This is a genomic window from Paenibacillus albidus, assembly GCF_014644435.1.
In the GTDB taxonomy this organism is placed as follows: domain Bacteria; phylum Bacillota; class Bacilli; order Paenibacillales; family Paenibacillaceae; genus Paenibacillus_AQ; species Paenibacillus_AQ albidus.
Map to the genome: position 1 here is coordinate 43899 of NZ_BMKR01000004.1, position 18598 is coordinate 62496.

The 18598-nt window shown below is 48.2% G+C and carries 16 protein-coding genes and 3 pseudogenes; 8 read left to right on the top strand and 11 right to left on the bottom strand.

Annotated features, from left to right (window positions below):
- Positions 1-143: 143 nt before the first annotated feature.
- Positions 144-1331 carry a multidrug effflux MFS transporter gene (locus IEY53_RS05245; protein WP_189022709.1) on the bottom strand — a complete coding sequence of 396 codons (1188 nt, stop codon included), beginning with the start codon at positions 1329-1331 and terminating at the stop codon, positions 144-146.
- A gap of 471 nt (positions 1332-1802) precedes the next feature.
- On the opposite strand from IEY53_RS05245, the pseudogene tnpA reads away from it, so the two are divergent.
- Positions 1803-2277, top strand: a pseudogene (tnpA, locus tag IEY53_RS05250) (IS200/IS605 family transposase).
- Positions 2278-2488: 211 nt separating this feature from the next.
- Here the strand turns inward: tnpA and IEY53_RS05255 are convergent.
- The 5 genes and pseudogenes from IEY53_RS05255 to IEY53_RS05275 form a co-directional block, all read right to left on the bottom strand.
- Entirely contained in the window at positions 2489-2956 is a 468-nt protein-coding gene (locus tag IEY53_RS05255; RefSeq protein ID WP_189022711.1) for a hypothetical protein, read from the bottom strand.
- 202 nt (positions 2957-3158) lie between these two features.
- A pseudogene (locus tag IEY53_RS05260) lies at positions 3159-3287 on the bottom strand (rhodanese-like domain-containing protein); the annotation flags it as partial.
- Between the two features lie 16 nt (positions 3288-3303).
- On the bottom strand, positions 3304-4059 hold the full coding sequence (locus tag IEY53_RS05265) for a (2Fe-2S)-binding protein (RefSeq protein ID WP_189022713.1): 756 nt from the start codon (positions 4057-4059) through the stop codon (positions 3304-3306).
- A gap of 13 nt (positions 4060-4072) precedes the next feature.
- Entirely contained in the window at positions 4073-5035 is a 963-nt protein-coding gene (locus IEY53_RS05270) for an ABC transporter substrate-binding protein (protein ID WP_189022715.1), read from the bottom strand.
- A gap of 120 nt (positions 5036-5155) precedes the next feature.
- A complete protein-coding gene (locus IEY53_RS05275) occupies positions 5156-6802 on the bottom strand; it encodes an AraC family transcriptional regulator (RefSeq protein ID WP_189022717.1) in 1647 nt (548 codons plus the stop codon).
- Between the two features lie 286 nt (positions 6803-7088).
- Between IEY53_RS05275 and IEY53_RS05280 the strand changes: the two genes are divergently transcribed.
- Both IEY53_RS05280 and IEY53_RS05285 read left to right on the top strand, forming a co-directional pair.
- Positions 7089-7310 carry a hypothetical protein gene (locus IEY53_RS05280; RefSeq protein WP_189022719.1) on the top strand — a complete coding sequence of 74 codons (222 nt, stop codon included), beginning with the start codon at positions 7089-7091 and terminating at the stop codon, positions 7308-7310.
- Positions 7311-8112: 802 nt separating this feature from the next.
- The gene (locus IEY53_RS05285) at positions 8113-10389 is read left to right on the top strand and encodes a preprotein translocase subunit SecA (protein WP_189022721.1); all 2277 of its coding nucleotides are present in this window, start codon (positions 8113-8115) and stop codon (positions 10387-10389) included.
- A 267-nt stretch (positions 10390-10656) separates the two neighbouring features.
- On the opposite strand, the pseudogene IEY53_RS05290 reads toward IEY53_RS05285, so the two are convergent.
- The 3 genes and pseudogenes from IEY53_RS05290 to IEY53_RS05300 all read right to left on the bottom strand — a co-directional run bounded on the left by IEY53_RS05290 (position 10657) and on the right by IEY53_RS05300 (position 12793).
- Positions 10657-11520: pseudogene (locus tag IEY53_RS05290) on the bottom strand (sulfurtransferase).
- Between the two features lie 83 nt (positions 11521-11603).
- Positions 11604-12305, bottom strand: coding sequence for a zf-HC2 domain-containing protein (locus IEY53_RS05295; RefSeq protein WP_189022723.1), 702 nt, complete (start codon positions 12303-12305; stop codon positions 11604-11606).
- Entirely contained in the window at positions 12305-12793 is a 489-nt protein-coding gene (locus tag IEY53_RS05300; protein WP_189022725.1) for an RNA polymerase sigma factor, read from the bottom strand. The genes IEY53_RS05295 and IEY53_RS05300 overlap by 1 nt, the downstream gene beginning before the upstream one ends.
- A gap of 689 nt (positions 12794-13482) precedes the next feature.
- Between IEY53_RS05300 and IEY53_RS05305 the strand changes: the two genes are divergently transcribed.
- From IEY53_RS05305 to IEY53_RS05325, 5 genes are read left to right on the top strand one after another with little or no spacing between them, the layout of a single operon-like run.
- Complete coding sequence (locus IEY53_RS05305) at positions 13483-14067, top strand: TetR/AcrR family transcriptional regulator (RefSeq protein ID WP_189023146.1); 585 nt, start codon at positions 13483-13485, stop codon at positions 14065-14067.
- Positions 14068-14086: 19 nt separating this feature from the next.
- A complete protein-coding gene (locus IEY53_RS05310; protein ID WP_189022727.1) occupies positions 14087-14908 on the top strand; it encodes a substrate-binding periplasmic protein in 822 nt (273 codons plus the stop codon).
- A gap of 42 nt (positions 14909-14950) precedes the next feature.
- Positions 14951-15595: an amino acid ABC transporter permease gene (locus IEY53_RS05315; protein WP_189022729.1), complete on the top strand. Its 645-nt coding sequence runs from the start codon at positions 14951-14953 to the stop codon at positions 15593-15595.
- Between the two features lie 19 nt (positions 15596-15614).
- A complete protein-coding gene (locus IEY53_RS05320) occupies positions 15615-16361 on the top strand; it encodes an amino acid ABC transporter ATP-binding protein (protein ID WP_189022731.1) in 747 nt (248 codons plus the stop codon).
- Between the two features lie 19 nt (positions 16362-16380).
- Positions 16381-16815, top strand: coding sequence for an OsmC family protein (locus IEY53_RS05325; protein WP_189022733.1), 435 nt, complete (start codon positions 16381-16383; stop codon positions 16813-16815).
- A gap of 82 nt (positions 16816-16897) precedes the next feature.
- Here IEY53_RS05325 and IEY53_RS05330 read toward each other — a convergent pair whose 3' ends face one another.
- Both IEY53_RS05330 and IEY53_RS05335 read right to left on the bottom strand, forming a co-directional pair.
- The gene (locus tag IEY53_RS05330; RefSeq protein WP_189022735.1) at positions 16898-17761 is read right to left on the bottom strand and encodes a sulfurtransferase; all 864 of its coding nucleotides are present in this window, start codon (positions 17759-17761) and stop codon (positions 16898-16900) included.
- A gap of 149 nt (positions 17762-17910) precedes the next feature.
- On the bottom strand, positions 17911-18468 hold the full coding sequence (locus tag IEY53_RS05335) for a DUF1697 domain-containing protein (protein ID WP_189022737.1): 558 nt from the start codon (positions 18466-18468) through the stop codon (positions 17911-17913).
- Positions 18469-18598: the final 130 nt, after the last annotated feature.

Here is an 18598-nt window from a genome sequence, read left to right on the forward strand (position 1 = left end):
TATTCAAATTATAATTGATAGTTATTCTCAATTACAAGCATGGAGTTCATGAAACTTGACGGATGGAAGTGCCTAATTAAGCGGCTGGAGAACTATAATACGAAAAGCCCGCGCCAAGCGCGGGCTCAGGTTACAACAGCAGCCTACTTTGATTCAGGACGGGCCAGTTGGGTGCTCACAAGAGTCATCACTACGGTCAGGCCGAGGAAATACAGCGGCATCGTCAATAACGATCCATTATGCAAAAGGCTCATTCCGGTCGTAATCAGGCTGACGATCACATAGTAGCCCAGTCCAAAGACTGCGCCGGCGGTTCCGAGAACGTCTCCATAATTTACGAGGGCCAGACTGAGGCAATTTGGAATGGTCATCCCGATGCCGAGAAGCAGGATAAAAATATAGACGACAATGAGTACCATACCGCTTAGATTATCATGTATACCGCACGCCGTAAGCATTGTCAGGCTAACAGCGCCCAGCACTGAAATGACCGAGCCGATAACAATAATATGCTCTGGCCGGAAACGGGTTAACATCTTCCGCGACAGCAAAGCGCCCCAGATGGAGGATAATGCCACGAAGATACCGAAGAAACCGAATCGGCCGGGGCTCATATGGAAAAATTCCATAAAAATAAACGGAGCTTCGGCATAGTAGCTAAACAGTATGCCATTGGTTGCTCCAATGAGAAAGCCGAATCCCCATACCCTGCGGTCTGTCAGCAGACGCCTGGTCACGGAAAGGCTACTGATTCTCAGCGGGGCTGCTATTCTGGTCTCAGGCAGAGAAGTCCAGGTATACGCCAAGATAGCCACACTCATGATTACGAGCGTGAGGAATACGGCCCGGAAGCCCAGCGACTGATCCACCCATCCGCCAATAAGCGGTCCTACGGCAGGCATAAACGCCAGGGCCGCAGAGATCTGGGCAAATACCGCATTACGCCTTGCCCCATCGATACTTTCACGTAAAATCGTCTGCGTGACGACAGAGCCGGTGCTGGCACCGAAAGCCTGAATGAAGCGGCAGGCCAGCAACCATTCAGCAGAGCCGGACAGATAACAACCGAGACTGCCCAGGCCATATACGAAAATGCCCCACACCATGGCTGGGCGCCGGCCGATGGAATCGGACAGCCTTCCCCAGCAGTACACACCAAGCGCAAAGCCCAGAAAGTAAATACTGAGCGTCAGCTGAATCATATTATTGCTGGCTCCGAGATGATGAGCAATATCGGGTAAAGATGGTGTATATATCGTTTCGCTAATTTGCGGGAAACCCACAAGTATAATTAATAACAATAATGATGGTTTTGAGATTTTTCTTTGCACAGCGAATATCCCCCTTATTGTTTGAAAATCTCAATAAGCTGGCAAAGAAATTACGGGATCGGGGGTTTGCATTTGCTTAATCTGGAAAATGAGAGCATGATAGGTCACCTTTTTTTAATAGGGAGATAAGGGGGATTTTATCTAAGGAGTATTTTAACAGAATTTCAGATGTGAGACTACGAAGAAAATGGCCATTACCGGTGATAATAAACTAGTAGAAGAGTATATCCAACCTATGAAGAAGCGGATGCCTATTTGCAAAGCCTGTCTGCCCAGGGCAAATAGTTCATTAACTTTAGAGAAGGTCCTTCCGGGCCTTCTCTTTTTGTTATGGCTTTAGCCAGTTGAGTGCGTGAAACGCGCGAAACAAAAAACCACCCGCTATGCGGGTGGAGGGAACGAGGGTTTGACCACTAAGACCATTCCGATAGAATTGAGATGTTCAGGCTCAAACGAAAGGAATGGTCTTAGATGGCAAACAAGAGCTATAGTTTAGCTCACACGAAGTGGATGTGCAAATATCATATCGTGTTCACCCCGAAGTATAGACGGAAAGAAATATATAATCAAGTGAGGAAAGATTTGATCGAAATCTTCAAACGTTTATGTAAATACAAAGGAGTGGAGATTATAGAGGGTCACATGATGCCAGATCACGTCCACATGCTGGTGGCCATCCCGCCGAAGATCGCCGTGTCGACGTTCATGGGATATCTGAAAGGAAAAAGTTCGCTCATGATCTTTGAAAAGCATGCGGGGCTAAAGTATAAATATGGAAATCGATAAATTTTGGGCAGAAGGGTACTACGTAAGCACCGTGGGTCTAAATGAAGCCACCGTAGCCAAATACATTCGTGAACAAGAAGCACATGACCAGGCGATAGATAAACTGAGTGTAAAAGAGTACGAAGATCCATTTAGTGAAAAAAGGAACAAAAAGAAATAAGCCCGTTTAACGGGTAAGTGAAAATGACAAATTACACTGAGCCTGAACAAATGTGTGGTCAGGCTAGCGTCTTTAGGCGCAGTTTGGCAACAGGGGGTTATACCCCAAGAGCAAACCACCCGTTGGACGGGTGGTCCTGATTTTGTAGAAGACCCCGCAATTCTCCTGGGGGGCAGGGTCGTTGCAAAAGTATGTATAATCGTTGACGGCTCTATACCTGGTAGATTTTAAGCTCCTGCTGAAACAATTTGTCTCCATAACGGATGGTACGAGGATATTGTTCGGGCCTTGCCAGCTTGTAAAGTACAGACTGACCTTCATGGTAGTAGGCTTTGTGCTCGCACTCATCATACAGTTTTCGGGACAATTGCTGAATCAGATTGTGATTATCGGTACCGCACCATCCGAACTGTACCATGCCTAGCTGATCAATCGGATCTTGATAGGTGTCCAGGATAATGTAAGTTCCAGGTTGATCCTTATGAACATATTTAAGCACATGACCGGTATGGACAGGCTGCTCCAGAGCATTCTCATAGATGTCATGAAAAGGGATCGTTATGTTCAGAGCGTCCATGATGTTCTGAAAGTTAGGATGCACCAAATATTCTTCAGCATCTTCATCCGGCCAATAAGCCAGTTCATACAAAGGTGCCATAATTAAAAATTGTTGTTTCATTCTGCTCCTCCTTTTATTTTACAATACCTTGTAGTGTAAGAGATCCAGGTTATGCTTGTAAAGGGAGTATTCATACAAATATGGAATCTTACTTCTTCGCAGCACAAAAAAGCCCGCGTCCCCTGCGGGCTTCCTCATATGTCAGGTCCTAGGCCTCTTCTCCCGCCGCCACCGGATTCTCCTCATACGAAATCCAGTCACTCTAACTGCCCGGATACAGCTTCACATTCTTGTACCCGGCCTTTTCCAGCGCCAGCACATTCGGGCAGGCGGTCACGCCGGAGCCGCAGTAGACGATGATTTCAGCGTCCTTGTCCGGCTCGGAGAAATGCTCCGTTATTCTCCGGTTACTCCGGCGGCAGTATAGGACAGCTACTGCAGTATCCATGATCCGCTCTGAGCTGATAGGCCAGACAGCAGGTCGCCTTAATAGATATTTTGCGGTGCGGAGGGTTGGGGTCCGTTCTGAATTTGGGCATGATGCGGAACGGATTGCCGGGAAGTCCAAATACCTCCGGTTCGAGTTCCCAGGTCATAGATTTGAATTGCTCGATGATAAGGTTGCGGCGGCTGTCACCTGCTGCGTCCCGGGCTTCCTCTTCCATATAGGTATATAGCTGATTATAAATATGCTTCCATAGCATCACTGCCTTGGTCTGTGCGGCCTCGGCAAGAGCAAGAATAATCGGTCTAACATTATTCTTATAGAACAAACTAAGCTCATCTAGTAATTCTTCCCCAGAACTAGGTTTGTGGCAGAGATCGTCCCGATTTTCATGGACATGAAAGGAGAATATGGGGAATCCCCCAGTGCGGATGAGCTGTACAGACATGTTGCTCAGGCACAAGGCACGAGCCATCGGGTGTGCAGCCGTGAGCAGTGCATATTTGGCTCCGCAAAGTCCGGCGTACCAGCTGCAAAAGATGGCAGCTGCCAAACGCTTGTCATCTGTTCCGAGCATGGAAGCATACGTTATGAGCAGATGCTCAGCATTTGCAGGCAGGCTTAATTCGGTAAGCGATAAAGTAACCACTGCATTCTCCGCAGCTTCCGAATGGATGAAAAAACGTTCTGCCCATTGTATCTTGTCGGTTTCGCACATCCTTAAATCCCCTTTATTCCGAGTTGCCTTCAAAAGCCTGGAGAACCGAATCAATCGCATAGCGGTTCGCCAGCGGAGACATGCCCAGGTTAAACCAATCCTTGCCCGCCATCGTATACACCTGATTCTTTTTGACCGCATTCATGTTCTTCCACAGAGGACTATCCAGCATGTCTTCATAGGTTTGCTTAACCTCAGCACTGTCCTCATTATTCAGCTGAATAATGAGGTGGTCGGGATTATACTCCGGCAATTTCTCAAGTGATATGGATAATGACAGATCTTTATCGGGGAAGTTCGGAATCATCTCCAGCCCAAGCGTGGTATGAATAAACTTTCCGCGATCGATCTGATCCCCGTAGAGGATGAGGCTGTTAGGCATAACCATCATATACATCACGGTTTCGTTGCCAACCAGTTCATCAAGCTTCTGCTTGGCTTCAGCTTCCTGGGCTGCCAGCTCCTGAATGACCTTCTCTGCAATATCCTTCTTGCCCAGGACCTCGCCTATATCCTTCAGTTCATCACGCCAGTCATCGCGCTGTGGCAGCAGAACCGTCGGCGCGATCTCGGATAACTGGTCATAGTCCTTGCCTGACCACCAGACGGGAGCAAGGATAAGATCAGGTTCAGAGGCCAGTATCATTTCAAAATTCGGGGTTTCTGCAATGCCCATTTTAAGAGTATCCTTGAACGGTTCTTGCAGATAGGCAGGGAAATCCTCATGGTAGTTCTGTACAGCTATGGGTGTAACACCTAATGCTAGCAGAAACTCCGGATAGACTACGGAGAGCCCGACGACTTTGGTTGGATTGGCAGGGATCTTAATCTCACCTTTTTCGCTATTTACTACACGAATGTCCGCTTCAGCTGTGGCGGCAACCTTGGCCTGTCCATTGTTATTTGAGCAAGCTGCCATTACCAATACCAGCACAATAGCCATACTGAACGCCATTCCTGTTCTTATCTGTCTCATTTATTCTGTAACCTCCTGAGTTTCGATACCTTAAGTCTCACTTGCGAGTGAGAATCAATATCACTGTTAGGAGTATAAAACAATCTTTTGGATTCGACTATTGACAATATCGCCAATATTTTATGTACGATTACGCCAAAGAGACAACACCAGGTCGAGGATCAGCTCCTGTGTGAACGATGTATACTCTGTCCAGGGGAAGGGAGGGAGGTGGTCAACGCGCGAATATCCGGCGGGATCAGGATGCTTCCACGACTCCTTGTCTCGGAGCTCAGACCAGACGGCCTGCGAGTGGACATCCTCATCCACAATCAACAGGAGTCTGTCCGCATCCGCAGACCCCAGCTCTTTCAGCGTCAATGTCTGATGGCTAAGCTTGCGATTAACAACGGACGCCGGGAGCAGATGCAGATCATCGTAGAGCACTTCGCCCAAGCTTCGGTTAGACAACACGGTAATCTTCTGACCGGATATTCGGGCAATAAGAAGCTTGTCCTTGGCGAGTTCATGATCTAAGTCCGCCCGGACAGCCTGGGCTTTGCGCTCATATTTGTCTAACCATGCCGCCGTTTCCTTTGACTTGTTGAGGCATTTTCCGATGAATCGTAATTGTGTCCGCCAATCCATTCGGAACCAGGACACGAGATAAGTGGGTGCAAGCTCTTGAAGCTGCTGCTGCATGTCCGGACTTAGCGATTGCTCCAGCCCCAGAATAAAATCAGGATGGAGGGAGGTGAGCTGCTGTATTCTGGTATCGTCATCCTGGGCAAGGGGCAGTACCGCACCAGGCTCATATTTACGGCGGTAATATTCAGTCCAAGGATGGTCAGCCGGAGCTGCGCAGGGAATAATATTCAGGGTAAGCAGTGCCCCAATCAGGCTGCCGTGGTATGCAACAATTTTCAGCTTGGCATTTCGCATGAATGTTGCCGGAGCTACACCGGTAATTTGCTTGAATTTGCGCCTGAAGTAAGGAATGTCCTTGTAACCGACGTAAGCGGCGATATCCTTCAATTTATAATTTGTTTGCGGCAGCATAAGGCTCCTTGCTTGTCTGATCCGGTATTCGGTCAGGTATTCAATCGCGCTGAGACCATATTTCTGCTTGAACAGTCTGATGAAATGCCTTTCGCTAGTGCCTGCCTCGCCAGCCAGCAGACGAATGGAGATCTCTTCGCGGTAGTGTTGCTCTATATATGTCTTGACCCGCTCCATAACAGCATCAGTATCGCTCAGCTGCTGCTGGCCGGCATCGCTCAGAAGACTATACAGCAGCTCATAGAATCCGCTCTGGGCATGCAGCCGCTGCAAGGGGGTTATGCTTCCCATGGAAGCGGCGATGGCCTCACAGTGTTTGCTGTAAGTAATAGTTGAAGCAATCGCTGCTTCTCCTTCCAAGGGGAATGGTATATGAAGCTCCGATGAGCTTGTCTGTTCCTGATGTTCAGGCAGATCATGCTGACCAAATACATCAAACCGCAGAACGTATAATCTCTGGTCTCCTGAACCCTCTAGACCGGCTTCGATCAATTGCCCTGGCAGGCAAACAAACACAAAACCCGCTCTGAGTTCACTATACTTGCCATCTACCGTTATCCAACCCCGGCCAACTATTGGAATCAGGAGCATATGCGATTCAAGAAATTGCAGCCGAAGTGACCACTCTCCATTGGGACTGTTGTTCTGTGAGATGCTTCGAAGCCTGAACCACATCTGATCAAGCTGTCCGAATGTTCCCGCAGGCGGGACGCCATCCTTACCGTTCATTCTTCGCACCACCTTCCGCTATGCATTAACGTGCAGATCCCGGCATCTGAGGCCGCAAGCCACCGGGATAAGGCATCCTTTTCCCGGTTGAAGCCGACGATTCGCTGTGCGGAATATCTGCTGTTTACCGATGAGAGATTCATGCTGCACACTACTTTCCATTCAAATTTGAAACAAAAGGGACGTTTATATTCTATCCATATATTATACTATTTCTTAATCCGTAACTTCAGCAGACTTCGCAGCTGCATGAACCATTATTTTCATACTCAAAGGGGAGAGTGTAATGAAAAAACGCCTGTCTATACCGGCAGCCTTGCTGGTTATCGTGATGCTCGTCGGACAACTTGGACTGTATTCCTCTCCTGTCAAAGCAGCTCCAGATTCAGGGGGAGCGGTCGTAACGGAAACGAAGTCGTCCCACCGCGCAAACCGTCATGACCGGGAGCCGTTCAGGGTGTCAGTCTGGATCGGGTTCAGTGATCGCCTTGTCGTCGGTGGAGGCTAAGGATATTTTCCATCCATTTTGAGGGGGTGAGATTCATATGCCTGCGAGGACAGCAACACTCGAACGACCGACTACCGTTATTGTCACCTTACACAAGTCGCCTGATCATTATAGTGACGGATTTAACGTGTTGCCGTCTTCTTTTTGCTTTTCAATGACTAAGATGGCTTCCAAAATACTATATAGTATTTACATTTTGCAATACACAAGTTACAATAATTCCCATCCAATAACTGGGGATGAATAAAGTGTTAACACGGATTATGTGTTCGCAATTACTTTCAACCACATTGTTTCTCGTCACGTTGGGTTTGTTTTACCTATTAAAGATAATGCTGTCAGGGGAAATTTCGAGTACGACGGGAAGAATTTATTGTGTCATCTTTTTCGTCCCTCTAAGCGCGCTGTGGGTGATGCTTGTAAGCATGTATAATCGAAGAAATCCGAAAGACCGCATTAATGTCTGGGCAGTAATCCCGTTTGAACTTCGACTACTTCTATTGTTTACCCATAACTGCAGGAACAGTCATTTTGATTCCACCCAATGATGTCTATACTATAATCTCTTTCGGATTGATGGAATTGGGTAAATTTCTCGTCTATAGTCTGACAATATTGAAGTATAGCCGCGTCTGATTCTATTAAAACGGGCAGGTTTCAGCCTGGCGGGAAAGACGCAGGATGGCCAAGGGAAAAGTATGGTTTTGCTTATATGAAGTGGATTTGAACCTGATGGGTGACAGATCAGCGCAAATAATGTTCAAAACTAAGTTTATTTCTACTGAGGGGAGATCAAATTTCTATGAATACAGCCGTCAAGTTAATGCAAAAATTCAAAGACCGCGATACCCAGAATAAGCTGAAGGTCTATCGGGACAAAGCGGAGCTCATCAGGAACCGGAATTTGCATGCGTGGGACGATGGGCAGCTTCAAGCGGAATCCCTCCGGCTGCAAGAAAAAGCAAAATCGGGCACGCCTTTAGATGAGCTGCTTGTCGATGCTTATGCGTTAGTCTGCGAGGCAGCGAAGAGAAAGCTCGGATTACAGCCTTACGAAGTCCAGATCATGGCTGCCATTGCTCTACATGAGAGATTTCTGATCGAGCAGCATACCGGTGAAGGAAAAACACTCTCTGCTGTTATGCCTGCATATCTAAATGCACTGACCGGCAAAGGCGTTCATGTGCTGACTTTTAACGATTATTTGGCCAAGCGGGATGCGGAGTGGATGGGCCCAATCTATCGATTCCTCGGGTTAACGATAAATTCGGTTCAAGCCGGCATGAGCCTTTCCGAGAAACGGGAAGCGTATGCCAAGGATATAACCTATGTTACGGCCAAAGAAGCGGGATTCGATTACTTGCGCGACACAATCGCACTAAGCGAAGCCGATACCGTGCATCGTCCTTTCCACTACGTTATCGTCGACGAAGCGGATTCGCTGCTTCTCGACGAAGCGCGGGTGCCGCTAGTCATCAGCAGCGATTCGGCCTCTTTCAGGTCCGACGGCTTTCGTTTCGCAGAAGTGGCTCGGCAGCTCAAACAAGCAGAGCATTACGACTTCGACGAGTTCCAGCGGAACGTTTACTTAAATGAAGGAGGCGCTGCGAAAGCGGAATCGCTGCTGGGATGCGGCAATTTGTACGATAACCATAACAGTCACTTGCTGACGTCATTAAATTGCGCGCTGCATGCGGAATCGTTATTAAAGAAAGACGTCGATTATATCGTCCGGAACGGCAAAATCGAGCTGATCGAAGAATATACCGGCCGAGTGGCGGAGAACCGGTATTTGCCGGACGGGCTGCAAGCCGCGCTTACGGCCAAAGAAGGGCTGCAGTCCGTAGCCGGCGGGAAAATTCTTGGGACGATCACCATTCAACACTTCATCAGCCTGTATCCGCAGATTTGTGGAATGACGGCTACCGCGCATGCTTCCGCTATAGAATTCGAAGATATTTATGCACTGCAGGTCGTGCAAATCCCGCCGAACCGGCCAAACATCCGGATCGACCATCTGCACCGGATTTATACCCATAAAGAAGCCAAGCTTAAGGCACTCGTACAAGAAATTTCATCCGTCCATAGGACGGGACGTCCAATTCTCATTGGTACGTCAAGCGTCGAAGAGTCTGCTATGCTGGCAAAGGCACTAGCGGCTGCCGGCGTACCTTTCCATGTTCTGAATGCTAAAAATGACGCGGAAGAAGCCGACATTATCTCCAAAGCGGGAGAAAACGGTGCAGTGACGGTGTCTACGAATATGGCGGGACGCGGCGTCGACATTCGGCTCGGCGGCGGCGATCCCGTGCAAGCAGAGGTAGTCGCCAAGCTGGGCGGGTTATATGTGATTGGCACCCATGTGAACGAAAGCGTGCGGATCGACGACCAGTTGCGCGGGCGTTCCGGCCGCCAAGGCGACCCGGGAGCTTCCGTTTTTTATGTAAGCTTGGAGGACGAGTTGCTGCTTCGCTTCGGCATCCATAAAGCGGTTCGCGCTCCAAAGCAGAATGAGGCTCTTGAAGAGCCAGTACTCAGCAGCAAGATCACAAGTATTCAGCGTATTGTTATGGGCCAAAACTTCGATATCCACAAGGAACTGAACTGTTATTCAGATATGGTGGAGGATCAGAGGCGGCTTCTATACGAGGAGCGGCTCCGAATTTTGAAAGGCGAGAAGCCGATGAGTCCTTCGGAGCAGCGGGTCAGGCTTTTTTATATCGACGAGTTCTGGGCTGAACATCTTGCGTACATTTCTTACCTTCGCGAAAGCATCCACTTGGAGAGCCTTGCCAGCCGTAATCCGATCGACGAATTTCATGCGCAAATCACCGAAGCCTACGAGCAAATTCCTTCTAAAGTAAATAGTGCGTCGGAAAATATGCTTGAAAGGCTTGGAGGTTCGAATGACCCGGCGGAGTGGGAAAAGCTCGGTTTGAAGAGCCCTGCCTCCACCAGGACTTATATTATCAGTGATCAATACATCCAGAATAAGCGCAGCTCATGGACCGGAACGACTGTATTTGCTTATTGGATTCGCATGATTATGAGGCCGATATTCAGGCTGTCAAAATATTGATACAGCGTAGCTTTTTCAAAGATGATCGCGTTGCCGCCCATATGCTGCACGAAATAATGGCTGATCTGAACTATTCCCAGAAGATTTGGAAACAGGTCGATATGGCCGGCTACGAGCGAACGCTCGATACATGCTACACTGAAAATGTTTTCCGAAGCGAAGCGTTGACTCCCTGTTGACTTGAGATACCTCTTGCTGCTCTGTACGAACTTTACATCGACATATGCACAGCACAAAGAGCCCGCGTCAGATGCGGGCTCTTTGTGCTTACTCTTCCCCCGTAGCCACCGGATTCACCTCATACGAAATCCAGTCACTCCAACTGCCCGGATACAACTTCACATTCTTGTACCCGGCCTTCTCCAGCGCCAGCACATTCGGGCAGGCAGTTACGCCTGAGCCGCAGTAGCCGATGATCTCAGCGTCCTTATCCAGCTTGGAGAAATGCTCTTGCAACTCTTCGGCACTCTTGTAGCTTCCATCTGGATTCTACGTGTCTTTCCAGAAAAAATTAAAGGCGCCCGGTATATGTCCGGCCTTCTTATCCAAGGATTCTTCCAAACCCAAATATCGTTTTGCGGGCACAGGAATCGATGATGATAGGGAAGGCCGAAGCCGGAGGGTTAGCGAGTCCGGTCTCTGCGGAAACCTGGCGCATCTTGTCCACGTCAACCAGCATCTGTGTCTGCACATTCGGCTGAAAAGAACTGGGCACCCGCACCGGCTGATGATCCGTAACCGGGAATTTCTCTGCCTTCCAGGCGCTGAAGCCGCCCTCCAGAATGTAGACCTGTTCGTGTCCCAGATAACGAAGCAGCCACCAGAGCCGGGCGGCGTTCATACCGCTTTCGTCGTCATAGGCGACAATACGTGAATCATTCCCGATGCCAAAGCTTTGCTAGCCGCGCAGCGAATGCTTGCAGGTCAGGCAGTGGATGGCGTCCGCCGTGTTCCTCTATCGGGCTGAACAAGTCCAGCTCCAAATCGAGATAGACCGCCCGGAATATGCTCTTGCTCATAACTTGCTCTGCCTGCCTGGGGTTACCCCAGCGTAAAACGGCAATCCACAATTGTCTGCTCCGGTTCATAGAGCCTGGCCAGCAGCCAGCGTTTGGAAACGGTAGATTCCATAAGTATCCCATCCTTTGCTCAATCAAGATGAAATTTATTCTAACGGAAAAACCAGGGATTGGCAGGATATGATCCAAAAATAGCTAATTCCGGTCCACAAACTGAGCTTCGACGGCAGCGGTTGCCGGCGGCAGCTCCATACCTTGCTTCCAGATCAGAATCGGTTTGTCATCCTCCGGCCCATAATATATGGCCTTGATTTTCGTGGAGGGGTCTGTGCGTTTGCCATTTAATAGTTCGAGGTCTATAGTGTCGTACCTGTTGCCAAGCCCGATCTCCGCAGACTTTCTGGTTTTGATGACAGGCCGCATAGGAGTTATATAAAAGATTCCGTCACCCTCCGTTTGGCCTTTGACTCGATTCACCAGGTATCCATCGGTCATTTTCACATGATAAGCGATTTTTCCGTCCTTGAGCCGGCTTATATCGGTGATCTTGATAACATTAGAGGGTACTTCTGTAATATTCCAGCGGAATAAGCCGGTATACCCTAGAATGATAACGCCGCACACGGCTGTGGCCAGGAGCAGACCTTTGAGAAATGCCGCAGCTTTGGAGCGGTGCCAGTAGCCTTTGAAGCTGGCCAGACCGGTGCTTTCCTGTTTGTTCTTCACTATGACCTCAAAAGGCAGATTGCTGCTCTGTTGCAGCTTGTGCAACGCGGTGGTACATTGCTCGCAGGTAGCTAAGTGGGCCTCAATCGATTCCCTGGTATCTGCGCTGCACACCTCATCATAGTAGAGCGGCAGCAAATCCCCGACGACTTCGCAGGACAGTTTGTTCATCAATTTTCCTCCATTAATAAGTCTTGTATGATGTTTCTTGCGCGGTGAAATGTAACCCTGGCCCAGCTTTCTGTTCTGCCAAAAACCTCACTGATATGGTCAAAGGACAGCTCTCCGAATACCCTCAACGTAAAGACTTCCTTATAAGGCTCTTTCAGACTGTGCAGCAGCTTATGGATTCGCAGGGCTTCTGTTTTGTCAATCAGCTTTTGTTCAATCGAGAGGTTGTTTCCTCGTGTTTTTTCCTGTGGGTCGCCCAGATCGAAGCGTTTTTGTTTGTCCATATACTTGAAGTAGGTGTTTTTTGCGATTTGACACAACCAGACACTGATTTTACAATTGCCTTTGAACTGGTCAATATTTTTCACTGCTTTTACAAAGGTTTCTTGCGTAATCTCCTCGGCAATCTGTTGATCTCTGCTTAGAGACAACGCAAATAAGTATACATCCTGAAAATATTGCTCGTAGATTTGTTCTACATCAGCCACTTGTTCACCACCTTACATATATAAGATCCGATTGCGGGAGATTCGTTACAAAAACAAATAAGAGAAGGGCATAAGCCTATAGATACGATTGTAAGCCAGCTTTGGCCAGAGTGGAATGGAACGCTGAGAAAGCGGAGCGGCGGTTCAAATATATCGACGGGAATTCGCCCACTGAGGAGGAATCTGGACCGTATTCTAGCAAAGATAAAAGGATATCTTCGTGGCGTTGGTTACCTGTTACAACAATAGAAAAGATAAACTAAGAATTGAGAACATTCTAGTTGCTGTGAAATGTTACTGAATACTTGTAGCTCTTTTGTTTGCGCTTGTTGGTATGTTGTTTGGTAATAAGTCACCAGAAGATGATTCAACTAAATAGAACGCAACGAAAACGAAACGTCGCCGTTGGACCAGACGACTGAACGAAACCACGAAACGCAGACGTTTTCGTCGAGACCCTTTGACCTACCTCAAACAGATTGAAAATAAGTTGTGTTAGTAAATTAGTCAACCGTAGCAAAAAATGTCGTGTAGCTGATAATAGGACGAAATATCAAGAATCCATTGACAATAACACAGTTATCCTATAGGATTTAAAAAAAGATAACTGACTGACTAATCAATCGGGAGGGGGGTATGGATTGCTTATAGATGAAAACAACGGAAACATAGATCGTAGAACTCAACTGATGAAGATAGCGCTAGAGAAGTTTGCCCGACACGGATATCATCAGACGAAAATATCTGACATCGTTCAGGAAGCGGGCGTAGCCCAAGGAACCTTTTACTGGCATTTTAAGAGTAAGGAAGCCATTGCGCTGGAGATTATCGAAACGGGCAAGGAACAGCTGCTGCAAGTGATATCCCAAGGTTATCGTCAAGATCCCGGAGATATAACGGATATGGTAAAAGCTTCAGAAGTTCTGTTCCACCGGTTGTTCAATTTCGCCGCAGATAACCGCCATCTTATGGAGATCCTCCTCATGGGAAATGGGGCCGACCAAACAATAAGGAACCGTATTTCGGCTACCCGAAATGCGATGGAGCAAGCTTTTCGCCACAATATAGAAAGAGCGATAGAGCTTCAAATGCTACCTGAGGGAATAGAGGTTGAGCTTCGCGCTGCTTTGTTGATGAGTATGTGTGACGGTTTGCTCTCACGCTGGTTATTTGGCTCCGAAGAAATTCATACAAAGGTTGCGCAAGCCTCTGCACAGCAATTAGCCACTGAATTGGCCAATTTCGAATTTTACGGATTGTTGGGAAGAATATAGAAAAAGGGAGAGAAACCATATGATAAAACGTAAATTTGCTGTGGTTACAATAACAGCTCTAGCAGTGTTCGGTCTGGTTCTAAGTGCTTGCGGAGGGAACTCGGACTCGGGAATTAAAGCAACAAATGAACTGGAACAAATTAAAGAAGCGGGCGTGATCAAGGTCGGTACAATGGGAACCTATCCACCGTATACCTTTTTGAATGAAAAGAAAGAAGTAGATGGCTTTGACCCTGATATCGCCAAGGAAATTGCCAAACGTCTTGGAGTGACAGCAGAATTCACGACTCAGGATTTCTCCGGGCTGATCCCAAGTCTGCAAGCAAAGAAATTCGACATCGTTATTAGCCAGGTTACGATAACAGATGAACGTAAGAAGCAAATTGATTTCACGGATTCTTACATCACGAACAATGTCAAAATTATCGTCAATACTAAAAATACAGATATCACGAAGCTGGAAGACTTCAAGGGGAAGAAGATTGGGGTTGGACTGGGAACGAACGATGAAACCTACCTGCGTACCGAAGTGCTGCCAAAAGTAGGTGATTTCGAGATCAAGACGTATGATGACGTCATTACCTCACTGAAAGATCTGGATGCAGGACGGATTGATGCTACCATTAATAATCTGTATGCCTTGAAACCGGTTGTGGATGAGAATGGCTTTCAGATTAAAGCGGTTGGTGAAGCAATCAAATCCGATATGGCGGGTGTAGCTCTTCACAAGGATAATACAGAACTGCGGGATGCAATGAATAAAGCTTTGGCGGATATGAAGGCAGACGGCACCTACGATACTCTTTTTCAAAAATGGTTCAATGAGACACCCGCAAAATAAATGTTGGAGCGTGCGCCCTATGGCGGGAAGGGGGTAGTATCTATGCAACTCGTGTTCGACAACCTGCCCTTCTTGTTGAAGGGAGCCGGTTTTACCTTACTGCTGACGCTTGTCTCCATGTTCTTCGGTCTGATCATCGGACTAGTGGTGGCTATCGCCCGCCTCAAAGGGAATCTGCCGATTCGGTGGATCGCCCGTTTCTATGTGTCTATCATTCGCGGTACACCGCTCCTGGTACAGATTGTTATCATTTATTATGGGCTTGTGGATTATGGAATTACGCTCGGTTCCCTTACAGCAGCCTATATTGCGCTTAGTGTGAATGCCGGGGCTTACTTGTCTGAGACGTTTCGCGGGGCCATTCTGTCTGTTCCGAAGGGACAATTGGAGGCTGCTTATTCAACCGGAATGACGCCATGGCAGGCGATGCGCAGAATTGTGCTGCCCCAGGCTATGCGCATTGCCATTCCACCTATGGGGAATACGTTTATTGGTATGCTGAAGGAGACCTCACTCGTTTCGGTTATCACGGTCAGCGAACTGCTGCGTCAAGCACAGCTGCTCATTGCCCAATACTATCAATATATGCCTTTTTACCTGGGGATCGGAGTGATGTATTGGATTATGAGTACAGGGCTGGCCTTCATCCTGGAACGGTTCGAACGGAGATTAGCCAAAGCTTACTAAACATGGAGATGACGTTAACATGATAACGACTACAGGCTTATCCAAGCATTTTCAGGATCATGAAGTGCTGAAGAGCATTAATATAGAGGTGGCAGCACAAGATATTGTCGTCGTCCTGGGACCGAGCGGTTCAGGCAAAAGCACATTGCTTCGCTGCTTAAATGGTCTGGAGGACATCTCAGGTGGCAGCTTTGAAGTAAATGGTATTGTGGTGGATGCCACAGCCTCCAGACGTTTGCGTCAGCAGGCCACCAGGAATATCCGCAAGCAGAGCGGGATGGTGTTCCAGCAATTTAATCTATATCCACACAAAACAGCGCTCGGCAATGTGATCGAAGGTCTGATCACCGTGAAGAAGCTGCCGAAGGATCAAGCTGTAACTATAGGCCGAAAGCTTCTGGATCGCGTTGGACTGGCGGACCGTGAAGAATATTATCCTTCCCGGCTCTCTGGCGGGCAACAACAAAGAGTGGCGATTGCCCGTTCTCTGGCCATGGAACCCGCAGTAATGTTATTCGATGAACCTACTTCTGCGCTTGATCCCGAGCTTGTGGGTGAGGTGCTGAGTGTGATGCGTGAGCTGGCTCAGGAGGGCATGACGATGCTGGTCGTGTCGCATGAGATGAAGTTTGCCCGTGAAGTGGCGACCAAAATCATTTTGATGGCAGATGGGAACATCATCGAAGAAGCGGCTCCGCAGCGGTTTTTTGAAGATCCAAAAGAGGAAAGGACGCGCAGATTCTTGCGTCAGATCAATGAAATTTAAGGAAGAAGGTTAAAATATAGTGAAAGTTTCGACAATTTGGAAGGGTAAACGGATGTTTAATTCTATAGGACCTTCAGGTTATTCTGTAGAGATGGATGCAACTCCCAAATACGGCGGAAACGGCGAAGGCATGACTCCCATGGAATTGCTGCTGGCTGGTTTGGGAGGCTGTATGGGTATCGATATCACGATGATTCTGGACCGATTCCTATCTGGGATCACACGACTTGAAATTGAAGCAGATGGCACACGCAAGGAAGCGAATCCTTCCGGATTTACAGCGATTGATCTGTTCTTTCATATCGATGGGGATGTCCCCGATTACCGGCTCTGGAAAGCCATCCTGATGGCTGAGGAGAAGTATTGTGCCGTCTCTGATTCACTCAAGGCAGAGATCCACTTGCATTTAATCCTCAATGGAGTAGAGGTAAAGAAACCCGAGAAAGCAATCTAATGCTATGATTGGACTGAACCAAGAGACGTATGAGTCTGCTGGTTCAGTCCTCCAAATTCCTTATACATATTTCGTGCTAATTTTATTCTTCCCCCGTCGCCACCGCATTCTCCTCATACGAAATCCAATCACTCCAGCTCCCGGGATACAATCTCACATTATTGAATCCCGCACGCTCCAGCGCCAGCACATTCGGGCAGGCAGTTACGCCTGAGCCGCAGTAGACGATGATCTCAGCGTCCTTATCCAGCTTGGAGAAATGCTCCTGCAACTCTTCGGCACTCTTGTAGCTTCCATCTGCATTCTGCGTGTCTTTCCAGAAGAAGTTAAAGGCGCCCGGTATATGTCCGGCCTTCTTATCCAAGGACTCTTCCAAACCCAAATATCGTTCGCGGGCACGGGAATCGATGAGGATAGGGAGGGCCGAAGACGGAGGGTTAGCAAGTCCGGTCTCTGCGGAAACCTGGCGCACCTTGTCCACGTCAACCAGCATCTGTGTCTGCACATTCGGCTGAAAAGAACTCGGCACCCGCACCGGCTGATGATCCGTAACCGGGAATTTCTCTGCCTTCCAGGCGCTGAAGCCGCCCTCCAGAATGTAGACCTGTTCGTGTCCCAGATAACGAAGCAGCCACCAGAGACGGGCGGCGTTCATACCGCTTTCGTCGTCATAGGCGACAATACGTGAATCATCCCCGATGCCGAGCTTCGCTAGCCGCGCAGCGAATGCTTGCGGGTCAGGCAGTGGATGGCGTCCGCCGTGTTCCTCTACCAGGCCGGACAAGTCCAGCTCCAAATCGAGATAGACCGCCCCCGGAATATGCTCTTGCTCATAACTTGCTCTGCCTGCCTGGGGTTGCCCCAGCGTAAAACGGCAATCCACAATTGTCAACTCCGGTTCATAGAGCCTGGCCAGCAGCCAGCGTTTGGAAACGGTAGATTCCATAAGTATCCCATCCTTTGCCTACTTTATTATGGAATTAATTATAGCGGAATAGCCGCTAATTAGTATACATTCATGAATTGGGCTTCGATGTTATCATTCGCGGCCCCGGAATGCTGATCAGGAGCTGGCTATATGGGGAGTAGAACTACCTACATTGCGGACCCCTCGTCGGCAGCTAACATCAGCTGGTATATTTTCCGTGTGGTATTTACATTGCGGACGGTCATATAACGGTATAGTTTGGTGCCGATGAGCTTGGTCATTCCGCTTGCATTGACGTTCTCCCGTTCCACAGAATATAGCATTGCACCAGATACATAGATTAGAGTGCCAATCCCGGACTTAAGCGGCAGCTCGTCCAGTACAGAGGCTGTATTGACCTCATCCCAAAGGAACATCACATCACTTTTCAGCTGCTCATCGTTGCTCCATGAATCAGGAAGGGCTTCAATGACTGTCCGAATCTCATCCATACTGCGGACGATCACCCGAATGCTTAGGCCGAAATCCTTGGCGATGGCTTGTTCGAGTACCTCAGGCAGCTGCTCTTGCGGGTAGGTTTGACTTGCAAAAATAATATTGCCGGAATTAATGTAGGTTGTCACGGAAGTGAGTCCTGCTTGTTCAAAGGTTTCTTTCAGCAGCTTCATGCTGATTTTGTTGTTGCCGCCCACGTTGATGCCCCTTAATAAGGCTACGTAAATCATATGTATCCCTGCCTTTCGCTCTCAATATGATTTTATTATAGAAGCGGCCTGAACGAATGACAAATAATTGGAGATTAACCGGATGCTGAATACGGGTATATATGGAGAGGGTATGTCAGGAGTGAGAGGA